This window comes from Streptomyces sp. NPDC056883 (genome assembly GCF_042788835.1).
GTDB classification, from domain to species: Bacteria; Actinomycetota; Actinomycetes; order Streptomycetales; family Streptomycetaceae; genus Streptomyces; species Streptomyces stoeckheimensis.
The window spans coordinates 137,497-161,545 of the sequence record NZ_JBHUBS010000015.1 but is presented as its reverse complement, the minus strand read 5'-3'; the positions used below and the strand labels follow the sequence as shown (position 1 = coordinate 161,545).

General features: G+C 71.8%; 22 protein-coding genes. 19 read left to right on the top strand and 3 right to left on the bottom strand.

Translation table 11 applies throughout. The annotated features are described in order from the left end of the window. Positions 1 to 278 precede the first annotated feature (278 nt). The 15 genes from ACFRU2_RS30755 to aroA all read left to right on the top strand — a co-directional run bounded on the left by ACFRU2_RS30755 (position 279) and on the right by aroA (position 17,276). On the top strand, positions 279 to 1,817 hold the full coding sequence (locus ACFRU2_RS30755; protein ID WP_382978197.1) for a 4-hydroxyphenylacetate 3-hydroxylase family protein: 1,539 nt from the start codon (positions 279 to 281) through the stop codon (positions 1,815 to 1,817). Positions 1,818 to 1,894: 77 nt separating this feature from the next. Then, entirely contained in the window at positions 1,895 to 2,392 is a 498-nt protein-coding gene (locus ACFRU2_RS30750; RefSeq protein ID WP_382978195.1) for a flavin reductase family protein, read from the top strand. Position 2,393: 1 nt separating this feature from the next. Next, positions 2,394 to 3,437 (top strand): hypothetical protein, encoded by a 1,044-nt coding sequence (locus tag ACFRU2_RS30745; RefSeq protein ID WP_382978192.1) that lies wholly within the window; start codon positions 2,394 to 2,396, stop codon positions 3,435 to 3,437. 187 nt (positions 3,438 to 3,624) lie between these two features. Next, positions 3,625 to 5,169 carry an FAD/NAD(P)-binding protein gene (locus ACFRU2_RS30740; RefSeq protein WP_382978189.1) on the top strand — a complete coding sequence of 515 codons (1,545 nt, stop codon included), beginning with the start codon at positions 3,625 to 3,627 and terminating at the stop codon, positions 5,167 to 5,169. Positions 5,170 to 5,274: 105 nt separating this feature from the next. After that, positions 5,275 to 6,087, top strand: coding sequence for a class II aldolase/adducin family protein (locus ACFRU2_RS30735; protein ID WP_214948962.1), 813 nt, complete (start codon positions 5,275 to 5,277; stop codon positions 6,085 to 6,087). 66 nt (positions 6,088 to 6,153) lie between these two features. Next, positions 6,154 to 6,801: an NAD(P)-dependent oxidoreductase gene (locus ACFRU2_RS30730; RefSeq protein ID WP_382978186.1), complete on the top strand. Its 648-nt coding sequence runs from the start codon at positions 6,154 to 6,156 to the stop codon at positions 6,799 to 6,801. Positions 6,802 to 6,830: 29 nt separating this feature from the next. After that, positions 6,831 to 8,123 carry a multidrug effflux MFS transporter gene (locus ACFRU2_RS30725; RefSeq protein ID WP_382978183.1) on the top strand — a complete coding sequence of 431 codons (1,293 nt, stop codon included), beginning with the start codon at positions 6,831 to 6,833 and terminating at the stop codon, positions 8,121 to 8,123. 115 nt (positions 8,124 to 8,238) lie between these two features. Then, positions 8,239 to 9,630, top strand: coding sequence for a class II 3-deoxy-7-phosphoheptulonate synthase (locus ACFRU2_RS30720; protein WP_382978181.1), 1,392 nt, complete (start codon positions 8,239 to 8,241; stop codon positions 9,628 to 9,630). Positions 9,631 to 9,679: 49 nt separating this feature from the next. Continuing rightward, positions 9,680 to 10,057, top strand: a complete 378-nt coding sequence (gene aroH / locus ACFRU2_RS30715) for a chorismate mutase (RefSeq protein WP_382978178.1) — start codon at positions 9,680 to 9,682, stop codon at positions 10,055 to 10,057. Further along, complete coding sequence (locus tag ACFRU2_RS30710) at positions 10,057 to 11,181, top strand: prephenate dehydrogenase (protein WP_382978305.1); 1,125 nt, start codon at positions 10,057 to 10,059, stop codon at positions 11,179 to 11,181. The genes aroH and ACFRU2_RS30710 overlap by 1 nt, the downstream gene beginning before the upstream one ends. 129 nt (positions 11,182 to 11,310) lie before the next feature. Beyond that, positions 11,311 to 12,498 carry a chorismate synthase gene (gene aroC, locus ACFRU2_RS30705; protein WP_382978175.1) on the top strand — a complete coding sequence of 396 codons (1,188 nt, stop codon included), beginning with the start codon at positions 11,311 to 11,313 and terminating at the stop codon, positions 12,496 to 12,498. Further along, positions 12,495 to 13,586, top strand: coding sequence for a 3-dehydroquinate synthase (gene aroB, locus ACFRU2_RS30700; RefSeq protein ID WP_382978173.1), 1,092 nt, complete (start codon positions 12,495 to 12,497; stop codon positions 13,584 to 13,586). The genes aroC and aroB overlap by 4 nt, the downstream gene beginning before the upstream one ends. Further along, complete coding sequence (locus ACFRU2_RS30695) at positions 13,583 to 13,867, top strand: hypothetical protein (protein ID WP_382978170.1); 285 nt, start codon at positions 13,583 to 13,585, stop codon at positions 13,865 to 13,867. The genes aroB and ACFRU2_RS30695 overlap by 4 nt, the downstream gene beginning before the upstream one ends. Beyond that, on the top strand, positions 13,864 to 15,996 hold the full coding sequence (tkt, locus tag ACFRU2_RS30690; RefSeq protein ID WP_382978169.1) for a transketolase: 2,133 nt from the start codon (positions 13,864 to 13,866) through the stop codon (positions 15,994 to 15,996). Before ACFRU2_RS30695 ends, tkt begins: the two co-directional genes overlap by 4 nt. A 5-nt stretch (positions 15,997 to 16,001) precedes the next feature. After that, the gene (gene aroA / locus ACFRU2_RS30685; protein WP_382978166.1) at positions 16,002 to 17,276 is read left to right on the top strand and encodes a 3-phosphoshikimate 1-carboxyvinyltransferase; all 1,275 of its coding nucleotides are present in this window, start codon (positions 16,002 to 16,004) and stop codon (positions 17,274 to 17,276) included. A gap of 101 nt (positions 17,277 to 17,377) precedes the next feature. Here aroA and ACFRU2_RS30680 read toward each other — a convergent pair whose 3' ends face one another. Beyond that, positions 17,378 to 17,950, bottom strand: a complete 573-nt coding sequence (locus ACFRU2_RS30680; RefSeq protein WP_382978163.1) for a dihydrofolate reductase family protein — start codon at positions 17,948 to 17,950, stop codon at positions 17,378 to 17,380. Positions 17,951 to 18,102: 152 nt separating this feature from the next. Next, the gene (locus ACFRU2_RS30675; protein WP_382978160.1) at positions 18,103 to 18,936 is read right to left on the bottom strand and encodes an NAD(P)H-binding protein; all 834 of its coding nucleotides are present in this window, start codon (positions 18,934 to 18,936) and stop codon (positions 18,103 to 18,105) included. Between the two features lie 124 nt (positions 18,937 to 19,060). Here ACFRU2_RS30675 and ACFRU2_RS30670 point away from each other — a divergent pair, with 124 nt between their 5' ends. From ACFRU2_RS30670 to ACFRU2_RS30655, 4 genes are all read left to right on the top strand, one after another. Beyond that, positions 19,061 to 19,999 carry a helix-turn-helix transcriptional regulator gene (locus ACFRU2_RS30670; protein ID WP_382978157.1) on the top strand — a complete coding sequence of 313 codons (939 nt, stop codon included), beginning with the start codon at positions 19,061 to 19,063 and terminating at the stop codon, positions 19,997 to 19,999. Between the two features lie 183 nt (positions 20,000 to 20,182). Further along, positions 20,183 to 20,851, top strand: a complete 669-nt coding sequence (locus ACFRU2_RS30665; protein WP_382978154.1) for a DUF4097 family beta strand repeat-containing protein — start codon at positions 20,183 to 20,185, stop codon at positions 20,849 to 20,851. Between the two features lie 22 nt (positions 20,852 to 20,873). Beyond that, positions 20,874 to 21,836, top strand: a complete 963-nt coding sequence (locus ACFRU2_RS30660) for an ATP-binding cassette domain-containing protein (RefSeq protein WP_382978151.1) — start codon at positions 20,874 to 20,876, stop codon at positions 21,834 to 21,836. Then, positions 21,833 to 22,615, top strand: coding sequence for an ABC transporter permease (locus tag ACFRU2_RS30655; protein WP_382978148.1), 783 nt, complete (start codon positions 21,833 to 21,835; stop codon positions 22,613 to 22,615). The genes ACFRU2_RS30660 and ACFRU2_RS30655 overlap by 4 nt, the downstream gene beginning before the upstream one ends. A 199-nt stretch (positions 22,616 to 22,814) precedes the next feature. On the opposite strand, the gene hisC is transcribed toward ACFRU2_RS30655, so the two are convergent. Beyond that, positions 22,815 to 23,903, bottom strand: coding sequence for a histidinol-phosphate transaminase (gene hisC, locus ACFRU2_RS30650; RefSeq protein WP_382978146.1), 1,089 nt, complete (start codon positions 23,901 to 23,903; stop codon positions 22,815 to 22,817). Between the last annotated feature and the right edge of the window lie 146 nt (positions 23,904 to 24,049).

Below are 24,049 nucleotides of genomic sequence, written 5' to 3'. Positions count from 1 at the left end.
GGATCAACGCCGGGCCGAAGCTATTTCCGGGCATTCGGAATTCATGATTCCGCAATATTGAGAAGCGCGTATCCATCCTTCCCTGCGAAGTCGACAAGGCTTCTCCGCCTGGTTGTTGACGTACCGCCTCGAACGTGTCGGCGCCAGGGTTGGCGTAGATGGGCAATTGTCCGTGCGCAGCCCCGCAAGAGCAGATCAGCGGCCGAGCCTACGCTCGGGTCAATCGAACTGTGCGCCCCGCAGCGGTCGCGTGTATTACCCCTGGAGAGGACACCAAAATGGGTCAGGTCCCGATAGTGGATCAGTCGGCCGGCGAGGCTCCGAACGACCTCATGACGGGCGACTCCTACCTGGAGAGCCTGCGTGACGGTCGCCAGGTCTTCGTGAACGGCGAGCTCGTCAAGGACGTGACGACGCACCCGGCCTTCGCCATGGCCGCGCGGTCCACCGCGCACCTCTACGACGCGCTCCACCACCCGGACACCAAAGACCTGATGACGACGGTCGACCGGTACACGGGGTACCGCGTCCACCGCTTCTTCACCCCGGCGCACTCGGGCGAGGACCTCATCAAGGCCCGTGACGCCATCGAGCACTGGGCCCGCCTGAGCTACGGCTTCATGAACCGCACGCCCGACTACAAGGCGTCGTTCATGGCCGGCCTGGCCGTCACCCACGACTTCTACGAGCCCTTCGGCGACAACGCCCGCGCCTGGTACGAGAAGTACGCCCGCCAGGGCCTCTCGATCAGCCACGCGATCGTCAACCCGCCGGTCGACCGCAACAAGTCGGCGCACGAGATCCGCGACGTCTACCTCAAGGTCGTCGAGGAGCGCGAGGACGGCATCGTCGTCGAGGGCGCCAAGCTCATGGCCACCGCCTCGGCACTGAGCAACGTCGCCTTCGTCGGCCAGATCCACCTGGCCAACCTCGAAAAGGGCAAGGCCGAGGACATGGCGCTGGCCTTCCTGGCCCCGCTGAACACCCCGGGCATGAAGGTCGTCTGCCGCACCCCGTACGAGGCGAAGGCCTCCAGCCCGTTCGACAACCCGCTCTCCAGCCGGTTCGACGAGAACGACGCGGTGCTGGTCTTCGACAAGGCGTTCATCCCGTGGGAGAACGTCCTGATCTACCGCGACACCGAGAAGATCCACCAGTACTTCCCGCGCTCCGGCCTGCTCTCCCGCGGCTTCTTCCAGGGCGCGATCCGCATGGCGGTCAAGCTGGAGTTCATGGCGGGCATCCTCGACAAGGGCACCCGCATCAACGGCACGGACGGCTTCCGCGGCGTCCAGGCCGGCCTCGGCGAGCTGCTCGCCTGGCGCCACCAGACCTGGGCCGTCACCACCGCCATGGCCCTGGACCCGGAGGCCGGCCCGGCCGGCACCGTCCTGCCGCGCATGGACTACTCGGCCGGCTACCGGGCGCTCGCCCCGCTCAGCTGGGAGCGCACGCACCGCTTCTTCGAGGAGCACCTCGCGGGCGCGCTGCTGATGACCCCGTCCAGCGCCAAGGACCTGCAGAACCCCGAGCTGCGCCCGCTGCTCGACCGCTACTACCGCGGCACCGGTGCCACGGCCGAGGAGCGCACCAAGCTCTTCAAGCTGGCCTGGGACGCCATCGGCACCGAGTTCGGCGCCCGCCACGAGCTGTACGAGCTCAACTACGCCGGCGGTCCCGACCAGGTGCGCCTCGACACCCTGAACTGGTCGCGCGGCGCCGGTCTGCTCGACAGCTACGGCGACCTCGTGCAGCGGGCCCTGGACGACTACGACCTCGACGGCTGGACCCGCGGCCGCTGGGCCCAGGACAACTGACCGTCAAGCCCGCGTACGGACGGGTGCCGCGGCCAGCGCCGCGCGCACCCGTCCGCGCCCAGCAGAGAGGCCCGGCCATGAACCACGACCTGCGCGATGTGATGCGTTCCTTCGCCACCGGGGTCTGCGTCGTCAGCACGTACACCGACAACGACGGCGTACGCACCCACAACGCGATCACCATCAACTCGCTCACCTCCGTCTCCCTGGAACCGCCGCTGGTGTCCCTGAGCTTCCGCCACGACTCGGAGTTCTTCTCCGAGCTGCTGCGGACCGGCGTCGTCGGGATCTCGATCCTCGGCGCCGAGGGCGAGTCCACCGCCCGCGCGTTCGCGCGCCGGCGGCCCGAGCGCGACCAGGCGCTGACCGAGGTGCCCGGAGCTCCGGGCGAGGCCACCGGGACGCTCCTGTTCGAGGCGGCGGCCTGGATGGAGTGCAGCCTGCGCGACCACGTGGTGGCGGGCGACCACGTCATGGTCATCGGCGAAGTCGTCGCCATGGGTGCCCGCGAGACCCAGACCCCCCTGATCTTCCTTCAGGGCGGATTCCACAGATTCGAATTGGAACAGGTGTGACGTGCGCGCGAAGAAGCTGTTGAGCTGGCGGGTGTTCCTCGGAGCGGCCCTGGCCATATCGGCCTTGACCCTGCTGCTCCTGCCCGGCAACCCGGCCCAGGCCACGGACTCCACCGCGCAGGCCGCGGCGCGCACGTCGGGCCCGGTCACCGTCTGCCTGGTGACGCGGGACGCCCCGACCCGCGAGCGCACCGTCAAGGTCGCGCAGTGGGCCGCGCAGGTCCTGCTCCAGGAGACGCTCTCCTACGCGGGGCCCTGTGCCTCGTACGGCGCCCCGGGCACGCTCGGCAACGGCACCGTGCGCACGTACGCGCAGATCAACGGCACCACCCCGCAGACCGTCGGCTTCGTCTTCCCCAAGAACGCGCTGACCGGCCTGCCGACCACCATGACCGACGGCAACCACTGCTTCGACATGGACGGCAACGGCACGGTCAACGAGCACACCGAGTGCGTCGGCGGCCACGAGCGCCCGCTGGAGCTGCCCTCGCAGCTGACCGCGCTGTCCGGGATGCCGCTCAAGTGGGCCCTGCTGAACTACAACCCGATGGGTCACGGGCCGGAGCACATCTACGACACCCCGCACTTCGACTTCCACTTCTACACCCAGTCGAAGGCGGAGCGCGACGCGATCCGCAGCGGCCCCTGCGGCCTGGCCATCAACTGCGACGACTTCCAGACGGCCGTCAAGCCGGTCCCCCCGCAGTACCTGCCGCAGGACTACGTGAACAACAACGTGGCCGAGGCGGCCATGGGCAACCACCTGGTCGACATGAACTCGCCCGAGTGGCACTCCACCGCCTTCACCCAGACCTTCATCTACGGGTCCTACGACGCCAAGATCAGCTTCCTCGAGCCGATGATCACGAAGGCCTGGTTCGAAGGCATCGCCAACGGGGTCAACCCGAGCCGCTGCTGGCCCATCAAGCAGCCGCAGCAGTGGCAGATCGCCGGCTGGTACCCGCAGGAGTACTGCATCGACTACCGCGCCAACCGCGGGGACTTCACCGTCTCGATGAAGAACTTCAAGAACTCCGCCGCCTGAGTCGCACAGACCCGAGTCGCAGAGACGCAAACCACTGGCCGACCGGCCCGCCCCCGCCGCACCGGGGGCGGCCGGCGGCTCCCACCGAATCCCCGGAGTAGGCGAGGAAAGGGCCACCGTGATCGCGGACAGCAAGGCCGGCGCACGACGACCCCGCGCCTTCCACGAATTGATAGGTGACTGACACATGTCCCGTGGATTCTCGATCGGCATCGTCGGAGGAGGCGCGGCTGCAGTCTGCTTGATCGACGCGTTGTCGCGAACACAAAGCGAACCGGGCAGCCTCACGGTCTTCGAACCGTCACCGCACCTGTGGCGCGGGCGTGCCTACCAGGTCGACACCGAGACCCTCAAGGTCAACGCGACGCCCGACGACATGTCCGTGCGCGCCGGCGACCTCCAGCACTTCGAACACTGGCTGGAGACGCGGGACAAGGTCATAGGGGTCCGCACCGGTGTCGACCGCTGGTCCGGGAGCCGCTTCGCCCCCCGGACCGTCTACGGCGAGTACCTGGAGCAGACGGCTTACGCCGCGCTCGGCGAACTGCGCCGCCAGGGCTGGCGGGTCGACCTCGTCGGCGAGGGGGTCACCTCCGCGAGCCGCGCCGCCAATCGGGTCCTGCTGCGCACCGGCAACGGCCGCGCCCGCGCCTTCGACTACGCCATCCTGTGCGTCGGCGGCGACAGCCCCAAGGACGTCTACGGTCTGGGCGACACCCCCGGCTTCGTCGGGGATCCGTACCCGATCGTCAACAAGCTGGCGAACGTCGGCGAGCGGGAACACGTCGCGATCATCGGCAGCGGCCTGACCGCCATCGACATCATCCTGTCGCTGGCCGCCCAGGGCCACCAGGGCAAGATCAGCCTGCTGTCCCGGCGCGGCGTCCTGCCCGGAGTACGGCAGAAGGCGGTCCCCTTCGAGCTGCGGCACTTCACCCCGCACCGGATGGAGGAGCTGGCCGCGATCCACCCCGAGATCTCCCTCGAGGACATCGCCACCATCATGCGGGCCGAGTTCCGCGATGTGGGCGCCGACCTCGACGCGGTGGTCTCGGAGATCATCCGGGTCGACCTGGAGGACCCGGTCGACCGGCTGCGCCGGCAGATCGAAGAGGTCGACTCCCCCCACATGGGCCTGCGCATCCTCCAGCGCGCCGTCCCCGAGACCGGACCCGACGTCTGGCCGATGCTGCGCGAACAGGACAAGGTCCAGCTGCTGCGCGCCCACTACCGCACGATCATGAGCCTGTGCTGCCCCATGCCGCCCGGCAGCGCCGGAGTCCTCCTCGACCTCGTCGAGGCGGACAAGCTGGAGATCGTCGCCGGCCTGCAGAACATCACCCCGAACCCCGAGGCGGGCTTCGACATCGTCACCGCCGAGGGACACGACTTCACGGCCGACCGCGTCATCAGCGCGGTCAACGCCTCCGAGGGGCGCATCCCCACCAGCGCCGCGCCCCTGGTCACCTCGCTGATGCGCAGCCGCGTCGCCAGCCGTCACCCCCACGGCGGCCTGCACATAGCGCGTCCGACCAGCCAGCTGACCACCAACGGCCGGCCCGACCCGCGCCTGTACGGGCTCGGCAACATCGCCGCCGGCTCGCTCTTCTTCACCTTCGGCATCCCCTCCTTGGTCGACCGAAGCCAGGACATCGTCGGCGCGATCCTGCAGCACGCCGAGACCGTCACGGCCGCGACCCAGGAGAACGAGGAGGTCCTGCTCACGGTCTAGCCGCGCGGGGTTCCGCCCCGCTCACGGCCGGGCCGCCGCCCGCACCCGCACCCGCACCGACACCGGAAGACGACCCGGAGATTCCGGAGATGAGGACCCCCGAGCATGAGCGTCACCGAGACCGACCGGCCCGCCTACCTGGCGGACACGCACACCGGCCTGCCGATTCCCAGCGAGCCGGTCTTCGCCACCCACGAGGAGACGCGCCGCCACCGCAAGCAGCGGCTCGCCGCCGCGCTGCGGCTGTTCGGCAAGTACGGCTTCGGTGAGGGCATCTCGGGCCACATCTCGGTCCGCGACCCGGAGCACGAGGACCGGTTCTGGGTGAACCCCTTCGGTGTCTCCTTCAACCTGGTCCGCGTCGCCGACCTTATCTGCGTGGACTCGGCCGGCAATGTCGTAGAGGGTAAGCACCGGGTCAACCCCAGCGCGTTCGTCATCCATTCGGCCATCCACGAGATGCAGCCGGGTGCCACGGCGGCCGCCCACGGCCACACCGCGCACTCCCGCGCGCTGGGCGCCCTGGGCCGCCTGCTGGACCCCATAGACCAGGAATCGGCGGCCTTCTACAACCGCCAGGTCCTCTACGAGGAGTACGAGGGCCCCTCGGTCTCCGCCGAACTCGGCCGCGACATCGCGGAGAAGCTCGGCGACAACCGCGCGATCCTGCTGCGCCACCACGGCCTGATAACCGTCGGCGGATCGCTCGACGAGGCCGTGCACTGGTTCTTCACCTACGACAGCTGCGCCCAGGTGCAGCTGCTCGCCCGGGCGGCGGGCACGCCCAAGAGCTTCACCCATGAGCAGGCCGTCGCCGCCGGGGACGGCTTCGGCAACGAGCAGCTGGGCTGGTTCAGCTTCCAGCTGCTCTGGGACGAGATCATCCGCGAGCAGCCCGACTTCCTCGAAGAGGACTAGCCCGCGGAACGTCTCCTCGTCCGGTACCACCCCCCGAAGAATCACCGAGGAAGAAGAGGCACCACCATGAACATCCTGCTTTTCGGAGCCAGCGGACACATCGGCAGCGCCATCGCCGGCGAACTGCTCTCCCGCGGCCACGCCGTCACCGGCGTGACCCGCACCGGCGAGATCGCGGGCACCGGCCACGAAGGCCTCAAGGTGATCGCGGGCGACGCCACCAACGCGGACACCGTGGCCGACCTGTCCGCGGCGGGCTACGACGCCGTCGCCTCGGCCGTCGGCCCCAAGCTCGGCGTCGACGACGACCACAAGATCATCGTCGGTGCGGCCAACGCGCTCATCGAGGGCCTCACCCGCAGCGGCGTACGCCGTGTCGTGGTCCTCGGCGGCGCCGGCAGCCTGGAGGTCTCCCCGGGCGTCAAGGTCATCGACAACCCGAACTTCCCGGCCGTCTGGAAGCAGAACGCACTCGCCCAGAGCGAGGCGCTCGGCCTCTACCGCCAGGCCACCTCCCTGGACTGGACGTTCATCTCCCCGGCCGCCCAGATCGAGCCCGGTCCGCGCACCGGGACCTACCGGGTCGGCGGTGAGCAGCTCCTGGTGGACGCCGAAGGCAAGAGCCAGATCAGCATCGCGGACTACGCGGTCGCCTTCGTGGACGAACTGGAGCGCGGCGACGCGATCCAGGCCCGCATCACCGTCGCCTACTGATTCCGCGTCCCCCGGAGGGGATCAGAAACATGACTTCATCCGCCACACCGAAGAGCGCCGGGATCGTCCGGTTCGCCATCATCCTCGGTGCACTCACCGCCCTCGGCCCGCTGGCCAACGACGCCTACATGCCGGGCCTCCCGCAGATCGCAGAGGACCTGAACACGAGCGCCTCGGCGGCTCAGCTCAGCCTCACCGCCTGCCTGCTCGGCCTCGGCATCGGCCAGCTCATCGCCGGACCCGTCAGCGACGCGCTCGGCCGCCGCCGTCCGCTCATCGCCGGTCTGGCGCTGTTCGCCGTCACCGCCCTGCTGTGCGCCTTCGCCCCCAACATCTGGACGCTGGTCGGGCTGCGCGCCCTCCAGGGCCTCGGCGGCGCCACCGGCATCGTCATCGCCTCCGCGGTCGTGCGCGACCGGCACACCGGGCCCGCCGCGGCCCGGTTCTTCGCGATGCTGATGCTCATCACCGGCATCGCGCCGATCCTGGCCCCGATCCTCGGCGGCCAGCTGATGCTCGTCACCTCGTGGAAGGGCATCTTCATCGCCCTCGCCATCATCGGCGCCCTGATGCTCTTCGGCGTCGCCGGCGCCCTGCCCGAGACGCACCCCGCCGAACGGCGCGTGCACGGCGGCCTCAAGGCCACCGGCCCGATCTTCCGCCGGCTGCTCTCCGACCGGGTGTTCGTCGGCTACAACCTGGCCTGCGGCTTCGCCTTCGCCGCGATGTTCGCGTACATCTCCGGCTCGACCTTCGTGCTCCAGTCCATCCACGGCATGTCCCCGCAGGGCTACAGCGTCGTCTTCGGCGTCAACGCCCTCGGCCTGGTCATCGCCGCGCAGGTCAGCGGCCGCATCGTGCACAAGACCGGCCCGCGCGCCCTGCTCGCCACCGGTCTGGCCGTCTCTGCGGTCGGCGGTCTCGGACTGCTCGCCGTCGTCCTCACCGACGCCGGTCTGGCCCCGCTGCTCGTCGCGCTCTTCCTGGTCGTCTCCAGCGTCGGCCTCGTCCTGCCGAACTCCTTCGCGCTGGCCCTCCAGGACCACGGCGACGTGGCCGGGTCGGCCGCCGCGCTGCTGGGTCTGTCCCAGCACCTGATCGGCGCGGCCGTGGTCCCGCTCGTCGGCCTCGCCGGCGAGGACAGCGCGGTGCCGATGGGCATCGTCATCGCCGTCCTCGGCGTCGGCGGTCTGCTCTTCTTCGGCCTCACCAAGGGCCACAAGGCCGCCGGTGAGGACGCCGGGGCCCAGCCGTCGGAAGGCCAGGCGTCGGAGGACCAGGCGTCCCCGGCCCGGACCTCCGAGGTCCACGAGCCGGTCTAGGCCCCTGGCGAGACAGGCTCCTGCAACGGATTGCCCACCCGGGGCCGCCATCCCGGGCGGCGACAGGCCCACACCTCTTCCCTTTCCCACCGAAACCGATCGAGGCACAGCCACCATGACCCTCGCCACGCACGCCACGGCCGTCGACTCCTGGCGGCTGCTGCCCGCCGCCCAGCAGCCGTCCTACCCCGATCCCGTCGCCCTGCGCTCCGCGCTCGACGACCTCGCCTCCTACCCGCCCCTGGTGTTCGCCGGCGAGTGCGACCGGCTGCGCGACCGGCTCGCCGCCGTCGCCCGGGGCGAGGCCTTCGTCCTCCAGGGCGGGGACTGCGCCGAGACCTTCGACGCCGTCAGCTCGGACCAGGTCCGCGACAAGGTGCGCACCCTGCTCCAGATGGCCGCCGTCCTCACCTACGCGAGCTCCGTGCCCGTGGTGAAGATCGGCCGGATCGCCGGGCAGTACTCCAAGCCCCGCTCCAACAACACCGAGATCCGTGACGGCGTCGAACTGCCCGTCTACCGCGGCGACTCCGTCAACGGCCTCGCCTTCACCCCGGAGTCCCGCACCCCGGACCCCGAGCGGCTCAAGCGGATGTACCACTCCTCCGCCGCCACCCTGAACCTCGTACGGGCCTTCACCACCGGCGGCTACGCCGACCTGCGCCAGGTCCACGAGTGGAACCGCGACTTCGTCGCCGCCTCCCCGGTCGGCGAGCGCTACGAGCGCCTCGCCGGGGACATCGACGACGCGCTCACCTTCCTCGCCGCCTGCGGCGCCGACCCGGCAGCCGTCCACTCCTCCGAGATCTTCGCCAGCCACGAGGCACTGCTCCTGGACTACGAGGCCGCGCTCACCCGCGTCGACGCCCGTACCGGCCGGCTGTACGACGTCTCGGGCCACATGATCTGGATCGGCGAGCGGACCCGTCAACTGGACGGCGCCCACGTCGAGTTCGCCTCCACGGTGCGTAACCCCATCGGAGTCAAGCTCGGCCCCACGACCTCCGCCGACGAGGCCCTGCGCCTCATCGACAAGCTGGACCCGGAGCGCGAGCCCGGCCGTCTCACCTTCATCACCCGGATGGGCGCCCGCAACATCCGCGAGATCCTCCCCGAACTCATCGGCAAGGTCACCGCCGAGGGCGCGCGCCCCGCGTGGATCTGCGACCCGATGCACGGCAACACCTTCGAGGCGCCCAGCGGCCACAAGACCCGGCACTTCGACGACGTGCTCGACGAGGTCACCGGCTTCTTCGAGGTCCACCGCTCGCTCGGCACCCACCCCGGCGGCATCCACATCGAGCTGACCGGCGACGACGTCACCGAATGCGTCGGAGGCGGCGCCGAGGTCCGGCTCACCGACCTCGGGCAGCGCTACGAGTCCGCGTGCGACCCGCGCCTGAACCGCAAGCAGTCGCTCGACCTGGCCTTCCGGGTCGCAGAGCTGTACCGCGACCGCCAGGCGGCCGGTGCGGTCCGCCGCGAAGACGTACCGGCCGCCGCCTGATCCCGAGCGACCGATCGCCGTACCGTCCTGAAGCAAAAGGGAGAAGCCCATGTCCGTGCGTGCCCTGCGCGGTGCAATCCAGCTGGAAGTCGACGAGCGGGGCCACCTGCTGGACGGGGTCCGCAAGCTGTTCCAGGAGATGCTCCACGCCAACGGGCTGGACCAGGACGACCTGGTCAGTGTGCTCTTCACGGCGACCCCCGACCTGGTCAGCGAGTTCCCCGCGGTGGCCGCCCGCGAACTGGGCGTGATCGACGTGCCCTTGATGTGCGCCCAGGAACTGGACATCGCGGGTTCCCTGCCCCGCGTGGTGCGGATCCTCGCCTACGCCGAGTCGGACCTGCCCAAGCCCGAGGTCAAGCACATCTACCTGGGCGGCGCGGCCGCCCTGCGCCAGGACCTGGTCACCGTCGGAGACTCCAGATGATCCGCTCCGCCGCGGTGGTGGGCACGGGCCTCATCGGAACCTCCATCGCACTGGCCCTGTCCCGTCGCGGGGTGGCCGTCCACCTCATCGACGAGAACGAGTCGGCCGCCCGCACCGCCGCCTCGCTCGGCGCCGGCACCGTGGGCGCCCCGAAGACCACCGTGGACCTGGCCGTACTGGCCGTCCCGCCGGCCCAGGTCGGCACCGTGCTCGCCGCCCGGCAGAGGCTGGGCCTCGCCCGCTCGTACACCGACGTCGCCAGCGTCAAGACCGAGCCGGAGATCGGGATCCTCGCCGCCGGCGCCGACCCCGTCAGCTTCATCGGCGGACACCCCATGGCCGGCCGGGAACGCTCCGGCCCGCTCGCCGCCTGCGCCACCCTCTTCGAAGGCCGTTCCTGGGTACTGACCCCCACGGCCCACACCAGCCGCGACGCGCTCAACATGGCGCTCATGATGGTTTCCCTGTGCGGGGCGGTGCCCGTGGTGATGGACAGCGACGTCCACGACCGGGCCGTGGCCCGCGTCTCCCACACTCCGCACGTGGTGGCCTCGCTGATGGCCGCCCGCCTCCAGCACCTCCCGGAGGACGCCTGCCGGCTGGCCGGGCAGGGGCTGCGCGACGTGACCCGGATCGCCGGGGGCGACCCCCGGCTGTGGAGCGACATCCTGGAATCCAACGCCACCGCGGTCGCCGACGTGCTGACCGAACTCGCCGAGGACCTCCAGGTCACCGTGGCCGCCCTGCGGGGCCTCGCCACCGACGACGCCGACGAACGCGCCCAGGGCACCACGCTCCTGGCCGACCTGCTCGGCCGCGGCCTCAGCGGCCGCGACCGCATCCCCGGCAAGCACGGGCACCCGGTGCCCGCCTGCGCGCCGGTCCGCGTCCTGATCGGGGACCAGCCCGGCGAACTGGCCCGGCTCCTCGCGAACGCCGCCGAACTCGGCATCAACATCGAGGACATGACCATCGACCACTCGCCCGGCGACGAGAGCGGCCTGGTCGAGCTGATGGTCGCCCGCGGGACCGCCGTCACCATGGCCCAGGGCCTGATGGGCGCCGGCTGGCGGGTCCAGCGGATGGGGCCGATCGAGGCTCCGCCGGTGGCCGTCGGCGTCTGACCCCGCGTCCGCGGATCCCCGTACGGCCCTTCCGTCATCCATCCCCCCTACGGGGATCCGGCCGCCCCACCGGCCGGGTCCGACCTCCCACCACGCCGGCCCACCACGCCGCACGACAGAGGATCACCCTTGAGTACTTTGCGATGGCTCACCGCGGGCGAATCGCACGGCCCCGCCCTCACCGCCGTGCTCGAAGGCCTGCCAGCCGGGGTGGAGATCTCCACCAAGGCGGTCGCCGACTCCCTCGCCCGACGCCGCCTCGGCCACGGCCGGGGCGCCCGGATGGCCTTCGAACGGGACGAGGTGACCTTCCTCGGAGGCGTCCGCCACGGCCTCACCCAGGGCGGACCGGTGTCGATCCAGATCGGCAACACCGAATGGCCCAAGTGGGAGACGGTGATGGCCGCCGACGGCGTGGACCCGGAGGTGCTGGCCGGCCGGGCGCGCAACGCCCCGCTCTCGCGCCCCCGACCCGGCCACGCCGACCTCGCCGGGATGCAGAAGTACGGGTTCGACGACGCCCGGCCCGTCCTGGAGCGGGCCAGCGCCCGCGAGACCGCCGCCCGCGTCGCCGTCGGCGAGGTCGCCCGGGCCTTCCTCCGGCAGGCGTACGGGATCACGATCGTCAGCCACGTCGTGTCCCTCGGCGCGGCCGCCGCCCCCGAGGGCGTGGTGCCGGGGCCGGACGACACCGAGCGCGTCGACGCCGACCCGGTGCGCTGCCTGGACCCGGAGGCCTCCGCCGCGATGGTCGCCGAGGTCGACCGGGCCCACGAGAACGGCGACACCCTCGGCGGAGTCGTCGAGGTGCTCGCGTACGGACTTCCGCCGGGCCTGGGCAGCTACGTCCACGGCGACCGGCGCATCGACTCCCGGCTCGCGGCCGCCCTCATGGGCATCCAGGCCATCAAGGGCGTCGAGTTCGGCGACGGCTTCGGCCTCGCCAAGGTCCCCGGATCCCTCGCCCACGACGAGATCGAGCGGGACGAGGAGGGGGCCGTCCGCCGCCGCACCGCCCGCTCCGGCGGGGTCGAAGGCGGGATGACCACCGGCGAACCGCTGCGGGTGCGCGCCGCCATGAAGCCCATCGCCACCGTGCCGCGCGCCCTGGCCACCATCGACGTCGCCACCGGCGAGCCGGCCGTCGCCCACCACCAGCGCTCCGACGTCTGCGCGGTGCCCGCCGCGGCCGTGGTGGCCGAGGCGATGACGGCGCTGGTCCTCGCGCACGCCGCACTCGAGAAGTTCGGCGGGGACTCCCTCGCCGAGACCGCCCGCAACCACCGCGGCTACCTCGACCACCTGGCCGTCCGATGAGCGCCCCGACGCTGAACACGCCGGTCCTGACGGGGAGCACCCGGATCCGGATCGGCGGCGAACGGCCCTACGAGGCCGTGGTGGGCCACGGCCTGACCGGCGAGACCGGCCGCGTCCTGGGCAGCGAACCGCTGCGGGTGGCCGTCGTGCACTCGCGCACCCTGCTGCCGACGGCTCGCAAGATCGCCCGCGAGCTCACCGACGAGGGACGCATCGTGGTCTCCCTCGAAGTGCCCGAAGGCGAAGCCGCCAAGGACATGACCGTCGTGGTGGGCCTGTGGCGGGCCCTCGCCGACGCCGGGTTCACCCGCTCCGACGCCGTCGTCGCCGTCGGCGGCGGCGCCACCACCGACCTCGCCGGGTTCGCCGCCGCCGGCTGGCTGCGCGGCGTACGGCTGGTCCTGGTGCCGACCACCCTGCTGGGCATGGTCGACGCCGCCATCGGCGGGAAGACCGCCGTCAACCTGCCCCAGGGCAAGAACCTCGTCGGCGCCTTCCACCCGCCCGCCGGGGTCCTGTGCGACCTGGACCTGCTGGACACCCTGCCGCCCGCCGACTACGTCAGCGGCCTCGCCGAGGTCATCAAGGCCGGGTTCATCGCCGACCCGGAGATCCTGCGCCTGGTCGAGGACGACCCCGCCGGGGGCGTCCACACCCGGGAGCTCGTCGAGCGCGCCGTCCGCGTCAAGGCGGAGGTGGTCACCGAGGACTTCCGGGAGGACGGCCGCCGCGAGCACCTCAACTACGGCCACACCCTGGGCCACGCCATCGAGCGGGTCGCCGGCTACCGCGTCCGGCACGGCGAGGCGGTGGCCGTCGGCATGGTCTTCGCCGCCGAACTCGCCCGGCTCGACGGCCGACTGTCCGCCGCCGACACCGAGCGCCACCGCGCCCTGCTCGCCGCCGCCGGCCTGCCCACCACCCACGGCGGGGCCTGGGCCCCGCTGCGCGACGCGATGGGCATCGACAAGAAGACCCGGGGCAACCGGCTGCGGTTCGTCGTGCTCGACGCCATCGGCCGTCCCGCCCTGTTCAGCGCCCCGGACGAGGACCTGCTCCGGGCCGCCTACGAACGGCTCGCCCGGTGAGCCGGCCCGGAGTCCGCTACGCCCGCGCCCGCGCGATCCGCCGCGCCCACGCCGAAGCGGACGCGGACGCCCGGATGCCCCTTCCCTCCCCGCTCCCGTCGCCCGGCGCGGCCCGTGCGCGGGCCGGGCTCCCGGCCCGTTCCGGCAATGCCGTCTCGGTCCCGGTCCTGCTGGGCGCCGCGCTCCCCGCCCGGGCCGGAGCACCCTTGCGTGCCTGGGTTCCCGCACCGGCCGGAGCACCCGTATTCGCCAACTCCCCCGAACAGGAAGGCCCGAGATGACCGTCGCCACCGCCCCGCAGGGCACCGCGCCCGCCCTGCTCTGGGGGGACGCCGACCGCCGGGCCGTCGAGGTCGCCCGCGCCCTGACCGTGGACGCGGTCGAGGCGGCCGGACACGGACACCCCGGAACCGCCATGAGTCTCGCTCCGGCCGCCTACCTGCTCTTCCAGCGGCTGTTGAGGCACGACCCCCAGGACCCGCGCTGGGCCGGCCGCGACCGGTTCGTGCTCTCCTGCGGCCACGCCAGCCTGACCCTCTACACGCAGCTCTACCTGTCGGGCTACGGGCTCACCCTCGACGACCTCAAGGGCCTGCGCACCGAGGGCAGTCTGACCCCCGCGCACCCCGAGTACGGGCACACCCCGGGCGTCGAGACCACCACCGGCCCCCTCGGCCAGGGCCTTGCCAACGCCGTGGGCATGGCCATGGCCGCCCGCCGCGAACGCGGCCTCTTCGACCCGGAGGCTGCCCCCGGCACCTCCCCCTTCGACCACACCGTCTGGGCCATCGCCTCCGAGGGCGACCTCGAAGAGGGCGTCGCGCACGAGGCCAGCTCCCTGGCCGGGCACCAGCGGCTCGGCAACCTCGTCGTCCTCTACGACGAGAACCGCATCTCCATCGAGGACGACCGGCAGATCGCGCACTCCGAGGACACCCTCGCCCGCTACCGGGCGTACGGCTGGCACGTCCAGGAGGTCGACTGGACCGCCACGGGTGAGTACACAGAGGATGTCGAGGCCCTGCACCGGGCGCTCACCACCGCCCGGGAGACCACCGACCGGCCCTCCCTCGTATCGCTCCGCACGATCATCGGCTGGCCCGCGCCGAAGAAGCGCAACACCGGCGGCATCCACGGATCCGCGCTCGGCGCCGAGGAGGCCGCCGCCGCCAAGGCCGCGATGGGCCTCGACCCCTCGCTCTCCTTCCAGGTCCCCGCCGAGGTCCTCGACCACGCCCGCCGGGTCGCCGACCGCGGCGCCGAAGCCCACCGCCAGTGGGACAAGACCCTCGCCGACTGGCGCGCCCTGAACCCCGAGCGCGCCGAGCTCTTCGACCGGCTCTCCGAGCGCCGGCTGCCCGAGGGCTGGCAGGAGAACCTGCCGGTCTTCCCCGCGGGCGGCCAGATCGCCACCCGCAAGGCCTCCGGCGAGGTGCTGAACGCGCTCGCCTCCGTACTGCCCGAACTGTGGGGCGGCTCCGCCGACCTCGCCGAGTCCAACCTCACCACCATGAAGGGCGAACCCTCCTTCATCCCCGAGGAGCTGGCCACCGAGGCCTACTCCGGCCACCGGTACGGGCGCACCCTGCACTTCGGCATCCGCGAGCACGCCATGGGCGCCATCCTCAACGGCATCGCCCTGCACGGCGGGACCCGCCCCTACGGCGGCACCTTCCTCGTCTTCTCCGATTACATGCGCCCCGCCGTCCGCCTCGCGGCCATGATGAAGCTGCCCGTCACCTATGTCTGGACCCACGACTCCATCGGGCTCGGCGAGGACGGTCCCACCCACCAGCCGATCGAGCACCTCTGGTCGCTGCGCGCCATCCCCGGCCTGGACGTGGTCCGGCCCGCCGACGCGAACGAGACCGTCGTCGCCTGGCGCACCATCCTGGAGAACGACGACCGCCCGGCGGGCCTGTGCCTGTCCCGGCAGAACCTGCCCGTGCTGGAGCGCACCGAGGAGAGCGGGCTGTCCCCCGCCGAGGGCGCCGCGCGCGGCGGGTACGTGCTGGCCGAAGCCGCCGGCGGCCGCCCCGACGTCATCCTCATCGCCACCGGCAGCGAGGTGCCCATCGCGCTCGAGGCCCGCCGCATCCTGCAGGACGGGGGCCTCCCCACCCGCGTCGTGTCGATGCCCTGCCTGGAGTGGTTCCAGGCGCAGGAGGAGGCCTACCGCGAGGAGGTGCTCCCCGCCGAGGTGGCCGCCCGGGTCTCCGTCGAGGCGGGCTCCAGCCTCGGCTGGTACGCCCTGGTCGGCGCGGCCGGCACCTCGCTGGGCATCGACTCCTTCGGCGCCTCCGCCCCGTACCAGTCCCTGTACGAACTCCACGGCCTGACGGCGCCGAAGGTCGCCGCGGCGGCCCGCGCGAGCTTCGAGCGGGCCCTGCGCAGAGGCTCCGTACGATGAGCGGCGTGACGACTCCCGTACTGGACGCGCAGATACCCGGCTCCAAGAGCATCACCAACCGGGCGCTGCTCCTCGCGGCCGCCGCCCCCGGCCGCAGCCGGCTCGGCGCACCCCTGGTCAGCGACGACACCCTCGCCTTCCGGGCCGCGCTGACGGACCTGGGCACCGGGGTGCGCGACATCGGCGACAGCGGCTACGGCTACGGAGACGGCTCGGGCTACGGCGACGGCTCCGGCGAAGTCTGGGAGGTCACCGGGCGCGGCACCGGACCGGTCGGCCCCGGCCGGGTCTGGTGCGCCGACGCCGGCACCGCGGCGCGCTTCCTGCCGCCGTTCGCGGCCACCGGGCTCGGGGAGATCGCCTTCGACGGCTCCGACCAGTTGCGGGCGCGCCCGCTGAGCCCGCTGCTGGAGGCACTCACCCGGCTCGGGACGAAGGTGCGCGGTACGGGCCTGCCCTTCACCCTCACCGCGCGCGGGCTGGCCGGCGGCCGCATCGAGCTGGATTCCGGGCTCAGCAGCCAGTACCTCTCCGGGCTGCTGATGGCCGCGCCGCTGATGGGCGGGCCGCTCACGGTGGACGTGCCGCGGCTGGTCAGCCGTCCGTACGTGGACATGACCCTGTCCCTGATGCGGCACTTCGGCGCCCGGGTCGAGGAGGAGGGCAGCACGATCACGGTCCACCCGGGCGGCTACCGGCCCACCGACCTCGACATCGAGCCGGACGCCTCGACCGCCTCGTACTTCTTCGCGGCGGCGGCCGTCACCGGGCGCACCGTACGGGTCCGGGCCCTGGGCTCCGGCAGCCTGCAGGGCGACACCGCGTTCGTGGAGGTGCTGCGGCGCGCCGGGGCCCTGGTCACCAGAACCGCGGACTGGACCGAGGTCACGGGCACCGGAGCGCTGCGCGGCGGATTCAGCGTCGACATGGGCGATATCTCGGACACCTTCATGACCATGGCCGCGATCGCCCCGCTCGCGGACGCCCCCGTCACCATCACGGGCATCGCGCACGCCCGGCTGAAGGAGTCCGACCGCATCGCCGCCGTCGCGGGGAACCTCCGCGCGCTGGGCATCCGGGTCGAGGAGGGTCCGGACCGCATCACCGTCCACCCGGGCGCTCCCGTCCCGGCGACGGTCGACTGCCACCGGGACCACCGCATCGCGATGTCCTTCTCGGTACTGGGCCTGCGCGCCGAGGGCATCGCCCTCGACGATCCGGCCTGCGTGGGCAAGACCTTCCCCGGGTTCCACGAGGAGCTGCGCCGGCTGTTCGGCTGAGGCGTACGCACGCATGCGAACGGCGCCCCTGCCCTGCCGGCGGGGGCGCCGTTCGCGTGTGTGCGCCTGTGCTTCCGTGTGCGCGGGTGCTTGCGCCCCGGTCAGCGGACGACGTCGAAGACGTTCTTCTGCAGGCCGTTGGCGTAGGCCTCGTGCTCGACGAGCTTCAGCTTCTGCGCGTCCTTGTCCGTGGCGCTGAAGAGCCGCTTGCCCGCGCCGAGCAGCAGCGGGAAGACGAGCAGGTGGTAACGGTCGATCAGGCCGGCGTCGGAGAGCGCCCGGTTCAGGGCGGCGCTGCCGTGCATGATGATCGGGCCGCACTCGGTCTCCTTCAAGGCGGCAACCTCGTCGAGGGTGCGCAGGATCGTCGTGTCGCCCCAGTCCGACACCAGGTCGTCGTCGGTGAGGGTGGTGGAGACGACGTACTTCGGCATCACCTTGTAGTCGGCGAAGTCCTCCATGGCGGGCCACACCGGGCTGAACGCCTCGTAGCTCGTCCGGCCCAGCAGCATCGCCGAGGCCTCCTTCTGCTCCCGGCCCTTGATCTCGAACGCCTCGGGCAGGAACTCGACGTCCTTGAAGGTCCAGCCCGAGTTCCGGTACCCGGGCTCGCCGCCGGGGGCCTCCACGACGCCGTCGAGGGAGATGAAGGCGGAGCTGATCAGGGTGCGCATCGTGGGTCCTCGGAATCTCGCGGCTGGCTCTCGGCAGGTCCGTCCGGCGCGCCCGCGGCCACTTCCGTGGCTGCTGCGGCGCGCCTTTCACGATCTAAGACTGCGGGCCCCGGGGAAACTCATCGGTCCTGGGGAAAGATCTCTTCTTCGGTTCAGAAGGCCGCCGCGTGGTCGAGGACCCAGTCGCGGTAGCTGCGGGCGGGGCGGCCGGTGACCTTCTCGATGTCGGTGGTGGTCGGCGCGATGCGGCCGACCGCCTCCGACCAGACCTTGAGGATGCCGTCGAGGACCGGCCCCGGGACGTGGGCGCTCATCGCCCGGCGCACCGCCTCGACGGGCAGCTCGGCGTACTCGATCGGCCGGCCGATCGCCTCGCCGAGGATCCGGGCCTGGTCGGCGTGGGTCAGCGACTCGGGCCCGGTCAGCTCGTAGACGCGGCCCCCGTGCCCGTCACGGGTCAGGGCCAGGGCGGCGACGGCGGCGATGTCGGCTTCGTGGACCGGCGCGGAGGCCGCCCCGGCGTAGGCGCCGCGCACCACATCGCCGGACCGGGTCTGACCGGCCCACATCAGGGTGTTGGCGGCGAACGCGTCCGGGCGCAGGAACGTCCACTCCAGGCCGGAAGCGCGCAGGGCCTGCTCGACCTCCGCGTGGTAGGCGGCGATCGGCCCGTCCTGGACCTCGGCGGCGTCGTCGACCGCGCCGGAGGAGAGCAGCACCACCTTGCGCACCCCGGCCCGCTCCGCGGCGGCGACGAAGCCCGGTCCGCTGCCCGGCGCCGCGAACAGGAACACCGTGTCGACCCCGGTCAGCGCCGCCTCCAGTGACACGGCGTCGGAGAGGTCGCCGGCGACGACGTCGGCCTCGGCCGGCCACACCGAGCGCTGCGGATCGCGGGTCAGCGCCCGGACCTCGTGGCCGTCCTCGATCAGCAGGTCCAGCACGTGGCGGCCGACGTTCCCGGTGGCTCCGGTGACGAGGATCATGAGCGTCTCCCTTGGCTTTCGCGGTTCTGCCGTGGCCCGTTCGGGGCGGCAAGACAGACACTAGGAGCCCTTGAGGACAGCTCCGGTCCTCAACCAACGGTGAACATAGAGGAGTTGTCCGCGCATGCTGGAGACCTCGGCACGGCTGCTGCGCCTGCTGTCCCTGTTGCAGTCCCGGCCCGACTGGCCGGGGCCGGAGCTGGCCGGCCGGCTCGGCGTGACCACCCGTACGGTCCGGCGGGACGTCGACCGGCTCCGCGGCCTGGGCTACCCGGTGGAGTCGGCCACCGGCACGGCGGGCGGCTACCGGCTGGGGGTCGGCGCCGCCCTTCCGCCGCTGCTGCTGGACGACGAGGAAGCGGTGGCCGTCGCCCTCGGACTGCGTGCCGCCGCCACCGGGTCGGTTTCGGGGATGGAGGAGACCTCGCTGCGCGCACTGGCCAAACTCGAACAGGTCCTGCCGTCCCGGCTGCGCCACCGGGTGACCGCGGTGCAGTCCGCGATCCTGCCGCTGGCCGGGGCGGGACCCGCGGTGGAGGCGAGCCTGCTGGCGGCCCTGGCCGCCGCCTGCCGTGCCCACGAGGGGATCCGCTTCGGCTACCAGAAGAACACCCGGCGCGTGGAGCCGTACCGGCTGGTGCACACCGGCCGCCGCTGGTACCTGCTCGCCTTCGACCTGGACCGGGACGACTGGCGCACCTTCCGCGTGGACCGCTTCGACACCCCGCTCCAGCCCGGCCCGCGCTTCGCGCCACGGCCGGCGCCGGCGCCGGACCTGAGCGCCTACATGTCCCACGCGCTGTCCTCGGCGCCCTACCGGTTCCAGGCGAAGATCCTCTTCCACGCCCCGATCGAAGTGGTCGCCGAACACACCTCGCCCACCGCCGGGCGACTGGAGAAGCTCGACGAGCAGTCGTGCCTGTTCCACGCCGGAGGCGGCTCCCTGGACCAGATCGCCCTGTACATCGCCCTCAAGGGCATCGACTTCCAGGTCCTGGAGCCCGCCGAACTCCGCGACCACGTCCGCGCACTGGCGGCGCGGCTGGCCCGGGCGGGCGTGTAGCTTTCACTTCTAGTTCATTGCAACGTTCGAGCCTCTGTCGTTGCATTCAATTCCAAGCCTTCGCAACGATTTGATGGCTCTGACCTGCATGTATTGAGTTTCCTCGCGATGACTTGCTTGTCGGGATGTGGAAAGCAACGTAGCTTTTCGCTCATCGGAAACAACGAGTCGCAGGAGAGAATCATGCAGAAGTTCGCCACCGCCACCCCGATCTCCGCCGTGCTGGACATCCCCGCCGGCAGCATCCGCTTCATCGCCGCCGACCGCACCGACACCGCGGTCGAGGTCCGGCCCGCCGACGCCTCGAAGGGCCGTGACGTGAAGGCGGCCGAGCAGACCTCGGTCGAGTACGCCGACGGGGTCCTGCGGATCGCGGCCCCGGCGAAGAACCAGCTCCTGGGCGCATCCGGTTCCATCGAGGTGACCGTCCAGCTGCCCGCCGGATCCCGCGTCGAGGCGAAGGCGGCCGACGCCGAACTGCGGGGCGTCGGACGCCTCGGTGACGTCGTCTTCGAGAGCGCCCGCGGCTCGGTCAAGCTCGACGAGGCCGCGAGCACCCACCTGACCCTCGCGGCCGGTGACGTCTCGGTGGGCCGCCTGGGCGGCCCGGCCCGGATCAGCACCCAGAAGGGCGACCTGCGCATCGCCGAGGCCGTGTGCGGCACGGTCGAACTGCGCACCGAGTACGGCGAGATCTCGGTCGGCGCCGCCCGCGGGGTCAGCGCCACCCTCGACGCCGGCGCCGCCCACGGCCGGATCCACAACGCCCTGCGCACCCCCGACGGTGCCACCGCCGGCCTCGACATCCACGCGACCACCGCCTACGGCGACATCACCGCCCGCAGCCTCTGAGACCTGTAAAGGAGCACCCCTCATGACCAGCTGGGCCATCACCGCGAACGGGCTGCGCAAGTCCTACGGCGAAAAGACCGTCCTCGACGGCATCGACCTGGCCGTCCCCGAAGGAACGGTCTTCTCCCTGCTCGGCCCGAACGGCGCGGGCAAGACCACCGCCGTGAAGATCCTCTCCACCCTCGTCTCCCCCGATCCCGCCTCCGGCGAGATCCGGGTCGGCGGCCACGACCTGGCCGCCGACCCGCGGGCGGCCCGCGCCGCGATCGGTGTGACCGGGCAGTTCTCGGCGGTGGACGGGCTGATCACGGGGGAGGAGAACATGCTCCTGATGGCGGACCTGCACCACCTGTCCAAGCGGGAGGGGCGGCGGGTCGCGGCCGAACTCCTCGAGCGGTTCGACCTGGTGGAGGCGGCGAAGAAGCCGGCTTCGACGTACTCCGGTGGCATGAAGCGTCGCCTCGACATTGCGATGACGCTGGTGGGTGATCCGCGGATCATCTTCCTCGACGAGCCGACCACCGGGCTGGACCCGCGCTCCCGCCACACCATGTGGCAGATCATCCGCGGGCTCGTCTCTGACGGCGTGACGGTCTTCCTCACCACGCAGTACCTGGAGGAGGCCGATCAGCTCGCCGACCGGATCGCGGTACTGAACGACGGCCGGATCGCGGCTCAGGGCACCGCGGAGGAGTTGAAGCGGCTGATCCCCGGAGGCCACGTACGCCTGCGGTTCTCCGACCCGGCCCTCTACCGGGCCGCGGTGGCAGCGCTCGGCGAGTCCATCCGGGACGAGGAATCCCTCACTCTGCAGATTCCCAGTGACGGCAGCCAGCGCGCGCTCGGCTCGCTCCTCGGCCGGCTGGATGCGGCGGGTATCGAGGCGGACGAACTGACCGTGCACACTCCCGACCTGGACGACGTGTTCTTCGCCCTGACCGGCACCGACCCCCGCCACGACCTGAACAAGGAGAACGCCCGATGAGTACCCTCGCCCTCGCCGTCCGCGACTCGTCCACGATGCTGCGCCGCAACCTCCTGCACGCCCGCCGCTACCCGTCCCTCACCCTGAACCTGCTGCTCACACCGATCATGCTCCTGCTGCTCTTCGTCTACATCTTCGGCGACGTGATGAGCGCGGGCATCGGCGGCGACCGCTCCGACTACATCGCCTACCTGGTGCCGGGTCTGCTGCTGATGACCATCGGCAGTACCACCATCGGCACCGCGGTGTCGGTCTCCACGGACATGAGCGAGGGCATCATCGCCCGCTTCCGCACGATGGCGATCCACCGTGGGTCGGTCCTCATCGGGCACGTCATCGGCAGCGTGCTGCAGTCGATCGCGAGCGTCGTCCTCGTGGGCGCGGTCGCCGTGGCCATCGGCTTCCGCTCCACGGACGCCACCGCCGTGGAATGGCTGGCGGCCTTCGGGCTCCTCGTGCTGTTCGCCCTGGGGCTCACCTGGATCGCCGTCGGCATGGGGCTGATCAGCCCGAATGCCGAGGCAGCGAGCAACAACGCCATGCCGATGATCCTGCTGCCGCTGCTCTCCAGCGCCTTCGTCCCGGTCGAGGGGATGCCGGGATGGTTCCGCCCCATCGCCGAGTACCAGCCCTTCACGCCGGCCATCGAAACCCTGCGCGGACTGCTGCTCGGCACCGAGATCGGCCACAACGGATGGATCGCACTCGCCTGGTGCCTGGGCCTCGCGGTGCTCGGCTACTTCTGGTCGGCCGCGAAGTTCAACAGCGACCCGAAGTAGGCACCGTGACAGCGCGGGGCACCTTCCCGCAGACCCGTCCCGTACCGAGGCGGCGTACCCGACAACCGTCGGAGTACGCCGCCTCGTTCGTGTGGGCCGTGTACCTGCTCCCTTGCTGATGGTGAGCGTCGGGAACGGAGAGGCCTCGCTGCCGGCTACTCGGCTGGACCGGTGTCCGTCTCGCCCTTGGGAGCTAGGCTCACCGGTCCCAGTGGGCCGCGGTTTTCAGGAGGCGGTCGTTGGCGTCCGGGGTGCCGATCGTGATGCGGACGCCCTCGTCGCCGAAGGGGCGGACCATCAGGCCGGCGGCCTCGCAGGCGTCGGCGAAGTAGGAGGTGCGGGAGCCCAGGCGCAGCCAGACGAAGTTGGCGTGGCTGTCGGGGACTTCGTAGCCTTCCGCGCGCAGGCCGGCGCTGACGCGGGCGCGTTCCGCCACCAGGTCGGCCACCCGCTCGCGGAGTTCCTCGGTGGCCCGCAGGGAGGCCAGGGCGGCGGCCTGGGCGGGGCCGCTCACGCCGAGCGGTACGGAGCAGGCGCGCAGGGCCGCCGTCACGTGCGGGTGGGCCACCGCGTAGCCGACGCGGAGCGCGGCCAGTCCGTAGGCCTTGGAGAAGGTGCGCAGCACCGCCACGTTGGGCCGGTCCCGGTAGAGGTCGATGCCGTCCGGGATGTCTTCGGCGGCGTCGACGAACTCGCGGTAGGCCTCGTCTATGACGACCAGGACGTCGGCCGGCACGCGGTCCAGGAAGCGTTCCAGCTCGGCGCGGCGTACGGCGGTGCCGGTCGGGTTGTTCGGGTTGCAGACGAAGATCAGGCGGGTGCGGTCGGTGACCGCGTCGGCCAGTGCGTCCAGGTCGTGGGTCTCGTCGCGCAGCGGGACCTGGACGGAGGTCGCCCCGGCGGCCCAGGTCAGCAGCGGGTACGCCTCGAACGAGCGCCAGGCGAAGACGACCTCGTCGCCCGCCCCCGCGGCGGCGGCGACCAGGTGCTGGGTGATGCCGACCGAGCCGGTGCCGAGGACCAGGTGGTCGGCGGGGACGTCGAGGCGCGCGGAGAGTTCCGCGACGAGCTCGGCGGCGGTGGGGTCGGGGTAGCGGTTGAGGCGGCCCAGCCAGGTCTCGACCGCGGCGATCACCGACGGGAGCGGCGGGTACGGGTTCTCGTTCGAGGAGAGCTTGTCGACGAACTCGTCGCGGGCCGCGCGGCCCGGCACGTAGGCGGGGACCGTCGAGACGTCGGCGCGCAGCCGGGGCAGGACGGGACCGGGCGTGGCGGGCGTGGTGGGCATGGCGGAGTCCTTAAACGGGAGAGTCCTCGGGCGGGGGTCCTCGGGCGGGTGGGCGGCGTGCCCGGCGGGCAGGGGGTACAACACCGTCCGGCCGCACCGACGGGGGAGGCGGCACGGCCGGACGGTGACCAGGGGGCCGGGGGAGG